This is a genomic window from Streptomyces sp. NPDC030838, from assembly GCF_055572035.1.
Genome location: NZ_JBVIED010000005.1, coordinates 150,847 through 165,964 on the forward strand (window position 1 = coordinate 150,847; position 15,118 = coordinate 165,964).

General features: G+C 72.7%; 13 protein-coding genes. 4 read left to right on the plus strand and 9 right to left on the minus strand.

Annotation, left to right across the window (positions count from 1 at the left end):
• Positions 1-11: 11 nt before the first annotated feature.
• The 3 genes from ACZ42A_RS16135 to ACZ42A_RS16145 form a co-directional block, all read right to left on the minus strand.
• Complete coding sequence (locus tag ACZ42A_RS16135; protein ID WP_468527823.1) at positions 12-1,529, minus strand: vWA domain-containing protein; 1,518 nt, start codon at positions 1,527-1,529, stop codon at positions 12-14.
• 98 nt (positions 1,530-1,627) lie between these two features.
• Positions 1,628-2,488 (minus strand): ABC transporter permease, encoded by an 861-nt coding sequence (locus ACZ42A_RS16140; protein ID WP_468527824.1) that lies wholly within the window; start codon positions 2,486-2,488, stop codon positions 1,628-1,630.
• On the minus strand, positions 2,485-5,139 hold the full coding sequence (locus ACZ42A_RS16145) for a CocE/NonD family hydrolase (protein WP_468527825.1): 2,655 nt from the start codon (positions 5,137-5,139) through the stop codon (positions 2,485-2,487). The genes ACZ42A_RS16140 and ACZ42A_RS16145 overlap by 4 nt, the downstream gene beginning before the upstream one ends.
• A 118-nt stretch (positions 5,140-5,257) precedes the next feature.
• Between ACZ42A_RS16145 and ACZ42A_RS16150 the strand changes: the two genes are divergently transcribed.
• Together ACZ42A_RS16150 and ACZ42A_RS16155 are read left to right on the plus strand one after the other, a co-directional pair.
• Entirely contained in the window at positions 5,258-5,668 is a 411-nt protein-coding gene (locus tag ACZ42A_RS16150) for a GNAT family N-acetyltransferase (protein WP_468527826.1), read from the plus strand.
• A gap of 96 nt (positions 5,669-5,764) precedes the next feature.
• On the plus strand, positions 5,765-6,610 hold the full coding sequence (locus ACZ42A_RS16155) for an SCO4651 family lipoprotein (RefSeq protein ID WP_468527827.1): 846 nt from the start codon (positions 5,765-5,767) through the stop codon (positions 6,608-6,610).
• 57 nt (positions 6,611-6,667) lie between these two features.
• On the opposite strand, the gene mmsA is transcribed toward ACZ42A_RS16155, so the two are convergent.
• The 5 genes from mmsA to iolC all read right to left on the minus strand — a co-directional run bounded on the left by mmsA (position 6,668) and on the right by iolC (position 12,803).
• Positions 6,668-8,170 carry a CoA-acylating methylmalonate-semialdehyde dehydrogenase gene (mmsA, locus tag ACZ42A_RS16160; RefSeq protein WP_468527828.1) on the minus strand — a complete coding sequence of 501 codons (1,503 nt, stop codon included), beginning with the start codon at positions 8,168-8,170 and terminating at the stop codon, positions 6,668-6,670.
• 14 nt (positions 8,171-8,184) lie between these two features.
• A complete protein-coding gene (gene iolD, locus ACZ42A_RS16165; protein ID WP_468527829.1) occupies positions 8,185-10,062 on the minus strand; it encodes a 3D-(3,5/4)-trihydroxycyclohexane-1,2-dione acylhydrolase (decyclizing) in 1,878 nt (625 codons plus the stop codon).
• Positions 10,059-10,880, minus strand: a complete 822-nt coding sequence (gene iolB, locus ACZ42A_RS16170; RefSeq protein ID WP_468527830.1) for a 5-deoxy-glucuronate isomerase — start codon at positions 10,878-10,880, stop codon at positions 10,059-10,061. Before iolB ends, iolD begins: the two co-directional genes overlap by 4 nt.
• 7 nt (positions 10,881-10,887) lie before the next feature.
• The gene (locus tag ACZ42A_RS16175) at positions 10,888-11,790 is read right to left on the minus strand and encodes a Cgl0159 family (beta/alpha)8-fold protein (RefSeq protein ID WP_468528095.1); all 903 of its coding nucleotides are present in this window, start codon (positions 11,788-11,790) and stop codon (positions 10,888-10,890) included.
• Between the two features lie 62 nt (positions 11,791-11,852).
• Positions 11,853-12,803 carry a 5-dehydro-2-deoxygluconokinase gene (gene iolC / locus ACZ42A_RS16180; RefSeq protein WP_468527831.1) on the minus strand — a complete coding sequence of 317 codons (951 nt, stop codon included), beginning with the start codon at positions 12,801-12,803 and terminating at the stop codon, positions 11,853-11,855.
• Positions 12,804-13,138: 335 nt separating this feature from the next.
• Here iolC and ACZ42A_RS16185 point away from each other — a divergent pair, with 335 nt between their 5' ends.
• Both ACZ42A_RS16185 and ACZ42A_RS16190 read left to right on the plus strand, forming a co-directional pair.
• Positions 13,139-13,339, plus strand: coding sequence for a helix-turn-helix transcriptional regulator (locus ACZ42A_RS16185; protein WP_468527832.1), 201 nt, complete (start codon positions 13,139-13,141; stop codon positions 13,337-13,339).
• Between the two features lie 83 nt (positions 13,340-13,422).
• Entirely contained in the window at positions 13,423-13,986 is a 564-nt protein-coding gene (locus ACZ42A_RS16190) for a GNAT family N-acetyltransferase (RefSeq protein ID WP_468527833.1), read from the plus strand.
• On the opposite strand, the gene ACZ42A_RS16195 is transcribed toward ACZ42A_RS16190, so the two are convergent.
• Positions 13,967-15,010, minus strand: a complete 1,044-nt coding sequence (locus ACZ42A_RS16195) for a zinc-dependent alcohol dehydrogenase family protein (RefSeq protein WP_468527834.1) — start codon at positions 15,008-15,010, stop codon at positions 13,967-13,969. The genes ACZ42A_RS16190 and ACZ42A_RS16195 overlap by 20 nt on opposite strands.
• Positions 15,011-15,118 lie beyond the last annotated feature (108 nt).

Consider the following 15,118-nt stretch of genomic DNA (forward strand, 5'->3'; position numbering starts at 1 on the left):
GTAAGGGATGGTCAATGGGTCCCGCGCAGGTCGCTCGCCTGCTGAACGGCGTCCGCCAGCTGCCGTACCGCCGTGTCCCCCGTCTCGTACGCCAGCTGCGAGGTGCGTTCGGCCAGGTCCGACAGGGAGCGTGGGGCGCCCGGCAGCGGGCCCGCGTCCTCGTGGCGCAGGGCGTCGGCGAACCAGGCGGCGGAGGCGGTGACCTGGAAGCGCGCGGAGGCGTCGCGGACCGAGTCGGCGAGGGCGTCGGTCTCCAGTTGTCCGGTCTCCTCGTGCGGGGCGCGGGTCTCCGGGTCGAGCCAGCGGACGGTGGCGGTGGCGAGGTGGCCGTCGGCGCCGGGCTTGGTGCGTACCGCGTACAGGGCGGTCACCGTGTGGCCGGGGCCCGTCTCGCCGCCGTCGACGCGGTCGTCGCGGAAGTCCTCGTCGGCGACCTCGCGGTTGTCGTAGCCGAGCAGGCGGAACTCCTCGACCGTGCCCGGGTCGAAGGCGATCTGCGCCTTGGCGTCGCGGGCGGTGAGGTCGATGTGGCGCGGGAGCTGTTCGCAGAAGACCTCGCGGGCCTGCTCGGAGGTGGAGACGTAGGTGGTGTGGCCGTCGCCGCGGTCGGCGAGGCGTTCCATCAGCTCGTCGCCGTAGTCGCTGCCGACGCCCACGCCGAAGAGGGTGATGCCGTGCTCGCGGCGCTCGCCGGCGATCTTCTCCAGGATGGTGTCGGCGTCGGTGTCGCCGGTGTTGGCGAGGGCGTCGGAGACCAGGACGACCCGGTTGGTGGCGCCCTCGCGCAGGCCCTCGACGGCGGTGGCGTAGCCGGTCTCGACGCCGGCGCCGAGGTTGGTCGAGTACTGGCTCTCCAGGGCGTCGATGGCGTCGTGGACCTCGCCTCGGTGGCCGCCGAGCCGGGTCATCGGCAGGACCGTCTCCGCCTCGTCGCTGAAGGTGACGAGGGCGACGGAGTCGTCGTCGCGCAGCCGGTCGGTCATCACGCCGAGGGATTCCTTGGCGAGGTCGAGGCGGCCCGGCTCGGCCATGGAGCCGGAGACGTCGAGGACGAAGGTGAGGGCGGCGGGCGGGCGTTCCCGGTCGTCCTCGGCGGGCCGGGTGGCGAGGCCGACGCGGACCAGGGACCAGTCCTCGTCGCTGGTGCGGGCGCCGTCGACGGTGACCGAGAAGCCGTTGCCGTCGGGGCGCTCGTAGTCCTGGCGGAAGCTGTTGACGAACTCCTCCGGCCGGACCGTCGACGGGTCGGGCAGCCGGCCGTCGGCGAGGGTGCGGCGGGCGTAGTCGTAGGAGGCGGTGTCGACGTCGAGGGCGAAGGTGGAGAGGAGGTCCTGACCCTGGTCCTCGTCCTGGTCCGGGGACGGGGCCACCTGGCGGGAGTCCTCCGGCGCGCGGTCGCCGCCGTGTTCGTATGCGGGGCCGGCCGCCTTGTCGCTGGTGCTCTGGCCCGTACCGCTGCACCCGGCGAGCAGCAGCCCCGCCCCCGCTGTCAGGGCGATGAGCCCGCGTCGTATCCGGTAACGCTCCATCGTCCGTTCCCCCTTCGCGTCCGTCTACTGGTGTGACTGTGACGGGGAAGGGGGCCCGAACGTGCGCTACGGGGCGTTGCGGACGGGTCTCAATGGGGCTACGACACCACGTCCTTGCGGGCGAAACCCCGGAAGGCCAGCGCGAACAGCACCAGGGCGTACGTTACGGAGACCGCCGTGCCCTGGATCATGCCGGACCACTCCGGGCGGGGCTGGACGGCGTCCGCCCAGGCGAACTGCCAGTGCGCGGGCAGGAAGTGCCGCCAGTCGCCGAGGGCGGTGACCGCGTCGAGGACGTTGCCGACGATGGTCAGGCCGACCGCCCCGCCGACGGCACCCAGCGGGGCGTCGGTGCGGGTCGAAAGCCAGAACGCGAGCCCGGCGGTGACCAGTTGGGACACGAAGATGTACGCCACGACGACCACCAGCCGCTGGGCGGCCGTGCCCGCGTCCAGGGAGCCGCCGGTGGGGATCGCCAGCGGTCCCCAGCCGTAGGCGGCGGTGCCGACGGCCAGGGCGACGACGGGCAGCAGCACCATCGCCGCCAGGCTCAGGCCGAGCCCCACGGCGAGCTTCGACCACAGCAGCCGGGCGCGCGGCACCGGGGCGGCGAGCAGATAGCGCAGGGAGGACCAGTTGGCCTCCGAGGCGACCGTGTCCCCGCAGAACAGGGCGACCGGGATGACGAGCAGGAAGCCCGCCGAGACGAAGAGGTTCACCGCGGCGAAGTTCGCGCCGGACGCGGTGGCCGTGTCCATCAGGGTGATGCGGTCGCCGCGCCCGTCCGGCTCGCCGCCGATCGCGAAGGCGACGGCCAGCACGAACGGGAGGGCGGCGAGGATGCCGCCCATGACCATCGTGCGGCGGCGCTTGAGCTGGCGGACCAGCTCGACGCGCAGGGGCAGGGTGCGGGCCGCCCGGTAGCCGGAGGCCACGTCGGCGAGCGCGGGGGTGCTCATGCGGAGCCTCCGATCAGGGTGAGGAAGGCGTCCTCCAGGCGGCGGTGCGGGCCGACGGACTGGACGGGCACCTCCAGGCGGACGAGTTCGGCGACGAGCCGGGCGGCGCTGCCGTCGGCGTCGAGCCGGACCAGCAGGCCGTCGTCGGTGCGGACCGCCGAGGCGACGCCCTCCAGGGCGGCGACCTTCTCGACCACCGGCTCCTCCAGGGGTTCGGGCGTGCCGACGAGCAGGGTGTCGCCGGAGCCGACGATCTCCCCGACCGGACCGGCCTGCACCAGCCGGCCCCGGTCCATCACCACGAGGTGGGTGCAGGACTGCTCGACCTCCGCCAGCAGATGGCTGGAGACGATCACGGTGCGCCCGGCGGCCGCGTACCGGATCATCACCTCGCGCATCTCGCGGATCTGGGGCGGGTCGAGGCCGTTGGTCGGCTCGTCGAGGATGAGCAGGTCCGGCAAGCCGAGCATGGCCTGCGCGATGGCGAGGCGCTGGCGCATGCCCTGCGAGTAGGTGCGCACCGCGCGGGCGAGGGCCTCGCCGAGCCCGGCGATCTCCAGCGCCTCCTCGACGTGGGCGTCCTCGGCGGGGCGGCCGGTGGCCTTCCAGTACAGGTCCAGGTTCTCCCGGCCGGACAGGTGCGGCAGGAAGCCCGCGCCCTCGACGAAGGCGCCGACCCGGGACAGGACCGGGGCGCCGGGCCGGATGGCGTGCCCGAAGACGCGGATCTCGCCGCCGTCCGGGGTGATCAGGCCCATCAGCATGCGCAGGGTGGTCGTCTTGCCCGCCCCGTTGGGGCCGAGCAGACCGAGGACCTGCCCCTTCTCCACGCGGAAGGAGAGGTCCTGCACGGCGTACCGGTCCGCCGACTTGGCGTACCGCTTGGTCAGCCCCGTTATCTCCAGCGGTACGTCCGCCAGTTCGGGGTCGGGTGCGGGGCTCGCGGTGCGGCGGCGGGCGGTGAACAGCAGGGCGGCGGCGATCAGCGCGCCGGTGAGCGGCAGCCACCACACCCAGGACGGCAGCGGGGCCGCGGCGGTGGTGACGTCGGGGGCCGTCGGCACGGTCAGGTCGCTCTTCAGGGAGACCGTGTACGTCGCCGGGGCGGCCGGGGAGGCGTAGCCGAGGTCGGTGGCGGACAGCACCAGGCTCAGCCGGTGGCCCTTCTCCACCTCGTGGTCGATCGCCGGGAGGGTGAGGGTGACGTCCTTGCCGGTCCTGGCGTCCTCGACGCGGACGGGCGACACCAGCTGCGAGGGCAGCACCTGCTGGGCGCCGTCCGGGCCGACGTCGTAGACCTTGGCGAAGAGCACCGCGTCCTCGCTGGTGGACCTCACGTGGACGGTGGCCGTCGGGGAGCCGGTGATCCGCAGGTCGTCGCGGAGCGGCGCCGAGGCGAAGCGGGCGTACTGGCCGGGGAAGTCCAGCGAGACGCCGACGCCGAGGGAGGAGAGCTGGGCGAGGCCGCCGCCGGCGCCGAGGCCGGGCAGGGCGGAGACGGCGGGCGGGTTCGCGCCGGGCGGGTTGGCGAAGGTCTGCTCGCGGCCGGTCAGCGCGAGGGACGTGCCCTCGCTCGCCAGGCCCGGGTATGTGTCGGCACTCGCGCCGCGCAGCTGGGCCTCGCCGTCGGTGGAGTCGACGCCGCCGGTGCGGGTGACGCGGAAGGCGGGGCCGGTGTCGGCGCCCTTGTCGCCCTTCAGGTACCGGTCGAACCAGGCGGTGACGCGGGCCTGGACGCGGTCCGTCTCCAGGTCGCCGCCGTCGTGGCCGCCCGCGATCCAGTCGACGTCGACGGGGGCGCCGTTGGCGCGGATCGCCTTCGCCGCCGCGTCGGCCTGGCCGAGCGGGAAGAGGGAGTCGGACTGGCCCTGGACGAGCAGCGTGGGCACCTTGACGCGGTCGCCGACGGCGGACGGCGACCGCTCCTCCAGCAGTGCGCGCGCCTCGGCGTCCGGGGTGCCGGACTCGGCGACCCGCTCGTACATCCGGCAGATCGTCGGCTCGAACGCCTGGCAGCCGCCGCCGGTGTTGACGAAGATGCCCGCCCACAGCTTCTTGAAGACGCCGTTCGGGAACAGCGCGTCCGCCAGGTTCCAGTAGGTGATCGCGGGGGCGATGGCGTCCACGCGCGGATCGTGCCCGGCGGCCAGCAGGGAGATGGCGCCGCCGTAGGAGGCGCCCGCCATGCCGACGCGCGGGTCGCCGGCCTTGTCCAGCCGGACCTGCGGCTGCTTCGCCAGCCAGTCGAGGAGCTTCGAGACGTCGGCGACCTCGCCGTCCGGGTCGTTCAGCCCGATCTTCCCGGTCGAATTGCCGAAGCCGCGCGCCGACCAGGTCAGCACCGCGTACCCGTCCCGCGCCAGCTCCTCCGCCTGCTGCCGGACGTCGTCCTTGCTGCCGCCGAAGCCGTGCCCGAGCAGCACGGCGGGCCGGCGGCCGTCGGCTTCGGAGGTGAAGTACGAGGTGTCGATGCGCACCCCGTCACCGACGTCCATGACCCGGTCGGCGCGGTGCACCACGGGCGGGTCGTCGGAGGCGACGGCCGTCCATGTACCGGCCCCGGCGAGAACGGCGACGGCGGCCCCGGCGGCGAGCAGCCGCCGCGGCCCCCGCGACCACGCCCCGCGCGGTCCGGGCAGTCGAAGATCCATGCGTCAACGGTACGGGGCCAACCTGTCGGCGACAGACAGCTTGTGGGCGGAACCCCGCCCCCTCCCCGGGGAGTACGGCGGGCGCCGCGCGTACCGCGCCCGTGGTACGAACGGCCGTATGGAGATTCGCCGAGCCACGACCGTGACCGAACTCGTCGCCGCGGAGTCGCTGTTCGACAACCCCGTGCGCACGGAGTGGGCGGAACGGTTCCTGGCCGCGGCCGGGCACCATCTGTTCCTCGCGTACGAGGAGGACGTCCCCGTCGGCTTCGTCAGCGGCGTCGAGACGGTCCACCCCGACAAGGGCACCGAGATGTTCCTGTACGAGCTGGGTGTGGCCGAGCCGTACCGGCGCCGGGGCATCGGGCGAGCGCTGGTGTGGCGGCTGGCGGAGCTCGCGCGGGAGCTGGGCTGCTACGGGATGTGGGTCGGGGTGGACACCGGCAACGAGGTCGCGCTCGCCGCCTACCGGAGCGCGGGCGGCCGGGAGGACGGCGCCTGCGCGGTGGTGAGCTGGGACTTCACCTGAGCGAAGAGTGCGAACACAAGGACGTCGCACAACTGTCAGTGGCGCCCGCTAGAGTCGCCTCCCACAACGCACACACAGCTTTTGGGGTGGGAACACATGAAGGTGCGGCACACCGCTGCCTGGGTGGGGGTCACGGCGGCGGCGCTGCTGGCGACGACCGCTTGCAGCGCGGAGACGACGAAGAAGGCGGCCGAGGCGGTCGAGAACGCGGACCAGATCATGGCCGCGCTCACGCGTGCGACGGACAAGACCGAGGAGCTGGGCTCGGCGGAGATCGAGACGACGACCACGCTGGACGCGGCCGGCGGCGAGCCGATCGCCATGGACGGCACCTACTCCTGGGGCGACGGCGCCGCCATGGACGTCGAGATGGACACCGCCGCGGCGCAGATGAGCTCCCTCCAGGACGACCCGACGACGCGGGTCATCATGGTCGACGGTGCCTACTACTACGAGATCGATCCCCAGCCGAGCGGCCCGCTCGCGGGCAAGGAATGGATGCGCATCGACGTCTCCGCGGTGATGGGCGAGGCGGGCGCCGAGAACATGGCGGCCACCGCCGACCCGACGGCGACGCTGCGCTACATGACCACCGCCACGCAGGTGAAGGACCTCGGCGAGGAGACGGTCCTCGGCAAGAAGGTCACCCACTACCGGGGCAGCGTCGGCGCCGAGCACATCAACAAGTCCAGGCTCACCGAGGCGGAGAAGAAGGCCGCCCTCGCCGCCATGGAGGCGGGCGGCGGGAAGCTGACGGCCGACATCTGGGTCGACGGCGAGGATCTGCCCGTGCGCATCTCGCAGACCGGCGCCGGCATGACCGTGACCATGGACTTCCTGAAGTTCGGGGCCACCCGGCAGATCACGGCTCCGCCCGCCGCCGAGACCGGCGACCTCACCGAGCAGGTCAGGGAGCAGCGCGACACGGCGATAGGCCAGTGACGCACCGGTGCCCCGCCCCCTCCGCCGAGGAGAGGGCGGGGCACCGTGCGTCGTGCGTCAGTGGTTGCGCGGGAAGCCCAGGTCCACGCCCGCCGGGGCGTCGGCCGGGTCCGGCCAGCGGGTGGTGACGACCTTGCCGCGGGTGTAGAAGTGCGTGCCGTCGTTGCCGTAGATGTGGTGGTCGCCGAAGAGCGAGTCCTTCCAGCCGCCGAAGGAGTGGTAGCCGACGGGGACCGGGATCGGCACGTTCACGCCGACCATGCCGGCCTCGATCTCCAGCTGGAAGCGGCGGGCCGCGCCGCCGTCCCGGGTGAAGATCGCGGTGCCGTTGCCGAAGGGGGAGGCGTTGATGAGCGCCACGCCCTCCTCGTAGGTGTCGACGCGCAGCACGCACAGCACCGGGCCGAAGATCTCGTCCTGGTACGCCTTCGCGCTGGTCGGCACCTTGTCGAGGAGCGAGATGCCGATCCAGTGGCCGTCCTCGAAGCCCTCGACGGTGTAGCCGGTGCCGTCGAGGACGACCTCGCAGCCCTCGGCCGCCGCGTTCTCGACGTACGACGCCACCTTGTCGCGGTGGACCTTCGTGATCAGCGGGCCCATCTCGGACGTCGGGTCGTTGCCGGGACCGATCTTGATCTTCTCGGCGCGCTCGCGGATCTTCTCCACGAGGTCATCGCCGATCGAGCCGACCGCGACCACGGCCGAGATCGCCATGCAGCGCTCGCCCGCCGAGCCGTACGCCGCCGAGACCGCCGCGTCCGCCGCCGCGTCCAGGTCGGCGTCCGGCAGCACCAGCATGTGGTTCTTGGCGCCGCCCAGGGCCTGGACGCGCTTGCCGTTCGCCGACGCCGTGGTGTGGATGTACTTCGCGATCGGCGTCGAGCCGACGAACGACACCGCCTTGACGTCCGGGTGCTCCAGGAGGCGGTCGACGGCCACCTTGTCGCCGTGGACGACGTTGAAGACGCCGTCCGGGAGACCGGCTTCCGCCAGCAGCTCGGCGATGCGGATCGACGCCGACGGGTCCTTCTCGCTCGGCTTCAGCACAAAGGTGTTGCCGCACGCGATGGCGAGGGGGAACATCCACATCGGCACCATCGCGGGGAAGTTGAACGGCGTGATGCCGGCGACCACACCCAGCGGCTGGCGGATCGCGGCCACGTCCACGCGGTTCGCCACCTGCGTGGACAGCTCGCCCTTCAGCTGGACGTTGATCCCGCAGGCCAGGTCGACGATCTCCAGGCCGCGCGCGACCTCGCCGAGCGCGTCGGAGTGCACCTTGCCGTGCTCGGCGGTGATCAGCTCGGCGATCTCGTCGCGGTGCGCGTCCAGCAGCGCCCGGAACTTGAACAGGATGGAGGTGCGCTGCGCCAGCGAGGACTGGCCCCAGGTCAGATACGCCTCCTTCGCGGCGGCGACCGCCGCGTCCACCTCGTCCACCGACGCGAACGCGACCTTCGTGGTGACCGCGCCGGTCGCCGGGTCCGTGACCGGACCGAACGTGCCCGACGCGCCCTCGACGGTCTTGCCGCCGATCCAGTGGTTGACGATCTTCGTCATGCCCAGTTACTCCTTCACAGATGGCGGCGTCGGGTCGAGACGTGCCGTTCGTACAGCTCACGTGCCTTGACCGCCGACGGTCGGGTCGCGGTCTCGGCCACAGGTACATCCCACCAGGCCTGCGCCTCGGGCGCGCCCGACACTGTGTCTGCCGTTTCGGTCTCCACGTAGACACATGTGGGAGTGTCGGCGGCCCGCGCCTCCGCGAGCGCGGTGCGCAGGTCACGGACGGTGCGGGCGCGCAGCACCCGCATGCCGAGGCTCTCGGCGTTGGCGGCCAGGTCGACGGGGAGCGGCGCCCCGGTGTAGGTGCCGTCGTCGGCCGGGAAGCGGTACGCGGTGCCGAACCGCTCGCCGCCGACCGACTCGGACAGGCCGCCGATGGAGGCGTACCCGTGGTTCTGCACGAGCAGCACCTTGATCGGCACGCCCTCCTGCACCGCCGTCACGATCTCCGTCGGCATCATCAGATACGTCCCGTCGCCGACCAGCGCCCACACCGGCCGGTCCGGCGCGGCCAGCTTCACACCGATCGCCGCCGGGATCTCGTAGCCCATGCAGGAGTAGCCGTACTCCAGGTGGTACTGGTCGTACGACCGTGCCCGCCAGAGTTTGTGCAGGTCGCCGGGGAGGGACCCGGCCGCGTTGATGATCACGTCCCGCTCGTCGACCAGGGCGTCCAGGGCGCCCAGCACCTGTGGCTGGGTCGGCCGGGCGTCCGGGTCGTGGGCGGCGTAGGCGGCGTCGACGCGCTGCTCCCAGCGCTCCTTGGCCTCCGTGTACCCGGCCCGGTAGGCGTCGGCGACCCGGTGGCCGTGCAGCCGCAGGGCGTCCGTCAGCTCGGTCAGGCCGCTGCGGGCGTCGGCGATGAGCGGGAGGCCGGCCAGCTTGTGGCCGTCGAAGGGGGCGATGTTCAGGTTGAGGAAGCGGACGTTCTCCCCCGCGAAGAGGGTGTTCGACGCGGTGGTGAAGTCGGTGTAGCGGGTGCCGACGCCGATCACCAGGTCGGCGCCGCGGGCCAGCTCGTCGGCGGTGGCGGTGCCGGTGTGGCCGATGCCGCCGACGTCCTGCGGATGGTCGTACGGCAGGGAGCCCTTGCCCGCCTGGGTGGAGGCGACCGGAATGCCGGTGGCCTCGGCGAACTCGGCGAGCGCGGCCTCGGCGCGGCTGTGGTGGACGCCGCCGCCCGCGACGATCAGCGGCCGCCGGGCCGCCCGGATGGCACGCACCGCCTCGGCGAGTTCGGTCGGGTCGGCACCGGGCCGCCGTACCACCCAGACGCGCTCGGCGAAGAACTCCTCCGGCCAGTCGTACGCCTCGGCCTGCACGTCCTGCGGCAGCGCGAGCGTGACGGCGCCGGTCTCGACGGGGTCGGTGAGCACCCGCATGGCGCTCAGCGCCGCAGGAATCAGGGCCTCCGGCCGGGTGATCCGGTCGAAGTAGCGCGACACCGGGCGCAGGCTGTCGTTCACCGACACATCGCCCGCGTACGGCACTTCCAGCTGCTGGAGCACCGGGTCGGCGGGACGGGTGGCGAAGATGTCGCCGGGGAGGAGCAGGACCGGAAGGTGGTTGATGGTCGCGAGGGCGGCGCCCGTGACCAGGTTCGTCGCGCCCGGCCCGATCGAGGTGGTCACCGCGTGCGTGGACAGGCGGTTGGCCTGCCGCGCGTAACCGACCGCCGCGTGCACCATGGACTGCTCGTTGCGGCCCTGGTGGTAGGGCATGACATCGGCGTACTCGACGAGCGCCTGCCCGATCCCGGCGACGTTGCCGTGGCCGAAGATGCCCCAGGTGGCGCCGATCAGCCGCTGCCGGACGCCATCCCGTTCGGTGTACTGGGCGGCGAGGAAGCGGACGAGTGCCTGGGCGACGGTGAGCCGGATGGTCATCGGTACCCCCCTGTGCTTTCTACGTGGGCCGGGTGGAAGCAGATCCGCCACTCCCGGGTCTCGCCCGGGCCCGCCATGACGTTCAGGTAGTACATGTCGTGGCCGGGCTGGGCGACGGACGGGCCGTGCCAGCCGTTCGGCACGAGGACGGCGTCGCCGGAGCGGACCTCGGCGAGCACGTCGGCGCCGCCTTCGCGGGAGGGGAACACTCGCTGGTAGCCGAAGCCGTTCGGGCCGTCGATCTCGAAGTAGTAGATCTCCTCCAGCTCCGCCTCCTCGCCGGGCCGGTGCTCGTCGTGCTTGTGCGGCGGGTACGACGACCAGTTGCCGCCCGGGGTGATCACCTCGACGGCGATGAGCCTGTCGCACTCGAAGGCGTCGGCGGAGGCGAAGTTGCGGACCTGGCGGGCGCAGGTGCCGCTGCCGCGCTGTTCGACGGGTACCTCCGGCGCGGGGCCGTAGCGGGCGGGGAGTCGTCGCTCGCACTTCGCTCCTGCCAGGGCGAAGCGGCCTCCCGCGCCGGAGGCGATCTGGGCCCGGGATTCCCGGGGGACGTACACGAAGTCCGTGACGGACGCGAACACGTTCTGCCGGCCCACGACTTGGAATACCTCGTCCTCCACGTGCACCGTACATCCGCCGCTGAGCGGCAGCACGATCCACTCGCTGTCCCCGGCGAGGAGAGTGTGGCTGCCACCGGGCGGCAGTTCGACGATCCGCAGGCCGCTGTAGGTCCAGCCGGCCCGCTTCGGGTCGATGGCGAGCGTGTGGTGCGCGTCGGTGGTCGTGCCCTTGGGCAGGTACAACTCGTCGTTCATGCGGCCCTCACAGCAGTCCTACGGCGGTGTCCACGGCGGCGGCCACGTCGCCGTCCGCCGGGTACAGCAGCGACCGGCCCACCACCAGCCCCCGCACGGTGGGCAGTCGCAGGGCGCCGCGCCACTTCTCGTACGCCTCTTCCTGGTCGTCTCCGACCTCTCCGCCGAGCAGCACGGCGGGCAGGGTGGACGTCTCCATGACCCGGGCCATGTCGTCGGGGTCGTCGGTGACCGGGACCTTCAGCCAGGTGTAGGCCGAACTGCCGCCCAGGCCCGAGGCGATGGCGATCGACCGGGTCACGGCGTCGGCCGACAGATCGTTGCGCAGCCGTCCGTCCGGGTCCCGACGGCTGATGAACGGCTCGACGAACACCGGGAGTCGGCGGGCCGCCATCTCGTCGATGGCGCGGGCGGTGGACTCCAGGGTGTTGAGGGAGCCCGGGTCGTCGTAGTCGATACGGAGGAGCAGCTTGCCGGCGTCGAAGCCGAGCCGCTGGATGTCCTCCGGGCGGTGACCGGTGAAGCGGTCGTCGAGTTCGAAGCGGGCGCCCTGGAGGCCGCCGCGGTTCATCGAGCCCATGACGACCTTGCCGTCCAGGGCGCCGAGCAGCAGCAGGTCGTCGAGGATGTCGGCGGTGGCGAGGACACCGTCGACGCCGGGGCGGCTGAGCGCCAGGCAGAGGCGCTCCAGCAGGTCGGCGCGGTTGGCCATGGCGAGCTTGCGGTCGCCGACGCCGAGCGCGCCACGCGCCGGATGGTCGGCGGCGACGATCATCAGCCGGCCGTTGTCCTTGAGGAGGGGCCGGCGGGCGCGGCGGGCGGCGGCCTCGGCGATCGCCTCGGGGTGGTGGGTGCGCAGGCGGACCAGCGCGGGCACGTCCACGGCGGGGGCGCCCTGCCGAGGGGCCATGGGCGTGCCGCCGCCCGGCGTCCCGCCGGGCTCGTGGTGCGCGCCCGTCACCCGGCCCGCCCTCACAGCACCGCTCCCGCGCTCAGCGCCGCCTCGATCTCGTCCGGCGTCGGCATCGCGGAGGAGCACTCCAGGCGGGAGGCGACGATCGCCCCGGCGGCGTTGGCGTACCGCATGATCCGCTCCAGGTCCCAGCCTTCCAGCAGGCCGTGGCAGAGGGAGCCACCGAAGGCGTCGCCGGCGCCGAGGCCGTTGAGGACGTTCACGGGGAGGGGCGGGACTTCGGCGGACTCGCCCTTGCCGTTGACCGCGAGGACGCCCTTGGGTCCCTGCTTGACGACGGCGAGTTCGACCCCCGCGTCCAGCAGGGCGCGGGCGGCGGCGTGCGGTTCGCGGACGCCGGTGGCGACCTCCACCTCGTCGAGATTGCCGACGGCGACGGTGGTGTGCTTCAGGGCCTCGGCGTAGAAGGGGCGGGCGGTGTCCGGGTCCTGCCAGAACATGGGGCGCCAGTCCAGGTCGAAGACGGTGGTGGACGCCTTGGCCCGGTGGGCGAGGGCCGCCAGGGTCGCCGTACGGCTGGGCTCCTCGCTCAGTCCCGTGCCGGTCACCCAGAAGATCCGGGCCTCGCGGAGGGCGTCGAGGTCGAGTTCGTGGGCGTCGATCTCCAGGTCCGGCGCCTTGGGCTGCCGGTAGAAGTAGAGCGGGAAGTCGTCCGGCGGGAACACCTCGCAGAAGGTGACCGGGGTGGGGAGCCCGGGCACGGCGGTGACCCAGCGGTCGTCCACGCCGAAGTCGCGCAGCGCCTGGTGGAGATAGGTGCCGAAGGGGTCGTCGCCGGTGCGGGTGATCACCGCGGTGCGGCGGCCGAGGCGGGCGGCGGCGACCGCGACGTTGGTGGCCGATCCGCCGAGGAACTTGCCGAAGGACGACACCTGCGGGAGCGGGACGCCGGTCTGGAGCGGATAGAGGTCCACGCCGATGCGCCCCATGGTGATCAGGTCGTACGCCATCGAGATCCCTTCGCGTCGCGCCTTCGCGGCTCTGTGAGGGTTTCTAGTCGCGGGCGGACAGCCCTGTCAATAGTTTGTCCAGACATTCGGACTAGATACGTCCGGTCGGGGGCTCGCGGAGGTGTGGCTTTGCTGCACCCGTGTCACAAACACCACCTCTCTGTCACACATGTCACGTGTCCGCGGATTCCGTGTCACACCCGCCCCACAAGCCCGTTCACGCGGTCACCGGGCGTCGTTGACCGGGCACAGGCTTGGTGATCGCCAGCGCAGCGCCCGGCTCCCCCGACGGCTCCCCCGGCCGCCGCCGTGGCGCGCGCGGGGAGGTGCAACACATGACCGACCGAAGGCTCTGGTCCTACAAGGACATCGCGGCCCACATCCGCGTCCAGCCCGACACCGTGCGCTCCTACCGCAAGCACGGTCTGCTGCCGCCGCCGGATCACGTGGAGGGCGGCAAGCCGTACTGGTACCCGGAGACCGTCCGGGCGTGGGTCGCCTCCCGGCCCGGCAACCGGGGGCGCAGGCAGGACTGATCCCGGCCTGGAAATCGCCCCGGAAAAGTCGACGGGGAAAAATCACTCGGTGCCCCACCTCGCCGTGGGGCACAGTGCCGCCCATGGACTTCTCCGTGAAACCCGTGCTCACCGGCGAACGGGTCGTACTGCGGCCGTTCACCGAGGCCGACGTGCCCGTGATGGCGCGCGTCCTCGCCGACCCCGACGTCATACGGCTCACCGGCAGCCCTCAGGACGCCTTCGAGCCCGACCGGCTGCGTGCCTGGTACGGCAGCCGGAACGAGCAGACCGACCGGCTCGACCTCGGCATCGTGGACCGGGCGAGCGGCGAACTGGTCGGCGAGGCCGTCCTGAACGACTGGGACGAGCCCAACCGCAACTGCAACTTCCGCATCCTGATCGGCCCCGGCGGACGGGACCGCGGCCTCGGCACGGAGACCGTCCGGCTGATGCTGGGCCACGCCTTCGGGCAACTCGGGCTGCACCGCGTGTCGTTGCAGGTCCTGGCGCACAACCCCCGGGCGCGGCGCGCCTACGAGAAGGCCGGGTTCGTCGCCGAGGGCACCGAGCGGCAGGTGGTGTGGCAGTCGGGGCAGTGGATCGACGCCGTACGGATGTCGGTCCTCGCGCCCGAGTGGGCCGCGGTCAGCTCCACGGCTCGATGACCGTCACCCCGGCCCCGGGCGCCGTACCCATCGCCGCGAGCGCGTCCGGCACGGCGGCCAGCGGTATCGCCGAGGTCACCAGGAGGTCGGGGCGCAGGCCGCCGGTGCGGACGAGTTCCAGCATCGGCGGGTAGGTGTGCGCGGCCATGCCGTGGCTGCCGAGGAGTTCGAGTTCGAGGGCTATCGCGCGGGCCATGGGCACGGGGGTGGTGCCGTCCGGTGAGGGCAGCAGGCCGACCTGGACGTGCCGGCCGCGGCGGCGCAGGGACCGCACGGAGGCCGCGCAGGTCACGGGTGAGCCGAGCGCGTCCAGGGAGAGATGGGCTCCGCCGCCGGTCAGTTCCCGGACCGCCTCGGCCGTGTCCGGCGTCCGCGTCCCGTCCACGCACTCGGCCGCCCCGAAACGCCGCGCCAGCTCCAGCGCCCGCGGCGACACGTCGACGGCGACCACGCGCGCCCCGGCCGCCGCCGCGATCATCACCGCGGACAGGCCCACCCCGCCGCAGCCGTGCACCGCGACCCACTCCCCCGCCGCCACCCGGCCCTGCTGCACCACCGCCCGGAAGGCGGTGGCGAACCGGCAGCCCAGCGAGGCGGCGGTGGCGAACGACATCTCCTCGGGCACGGCGACCAGGTTCACGTCGGCGTGGTCCAGCGCCACGTACTGGGCGAAGGACCCCCAGTGGGTGAAGCCGGGCTGGGTCTGCCGCTCGCACACCTGCTGGTCGCCCGCCGCACAGGCCGGGCAGCCGCCGCACGCGCAGACGAACGGCACGGTGACCCGGTCGCCGGGCCGCCAGCGGGCCACGCGGTCGCCGACCGCCTCGACGACTCCGGCGAGTTCATGGCCCGGCACGTGCGGCAGGGTGATGTCCGGGTCGTGCCCCTGCCAGCCGTGCCAGTCGCTGCGGCACAGCCCGGTGGCCTCGACCCGCACCACCACCCCGTGCTCCGCCGGCCGCGGGTCCGCGACCTCCCGCACCTCGGCCGGCTCCCCGAACCGCTCGAACACCACCGCCCGCATACGCCCCTCGCCTTCCGTCGGTTTCGACGGGGAACGGTAACCGGCCGCGGCGGCGACACGGCCGGGGGCCTCTTTGAGAAATACCCCCTAGGGGTATAGTGTGTGAGT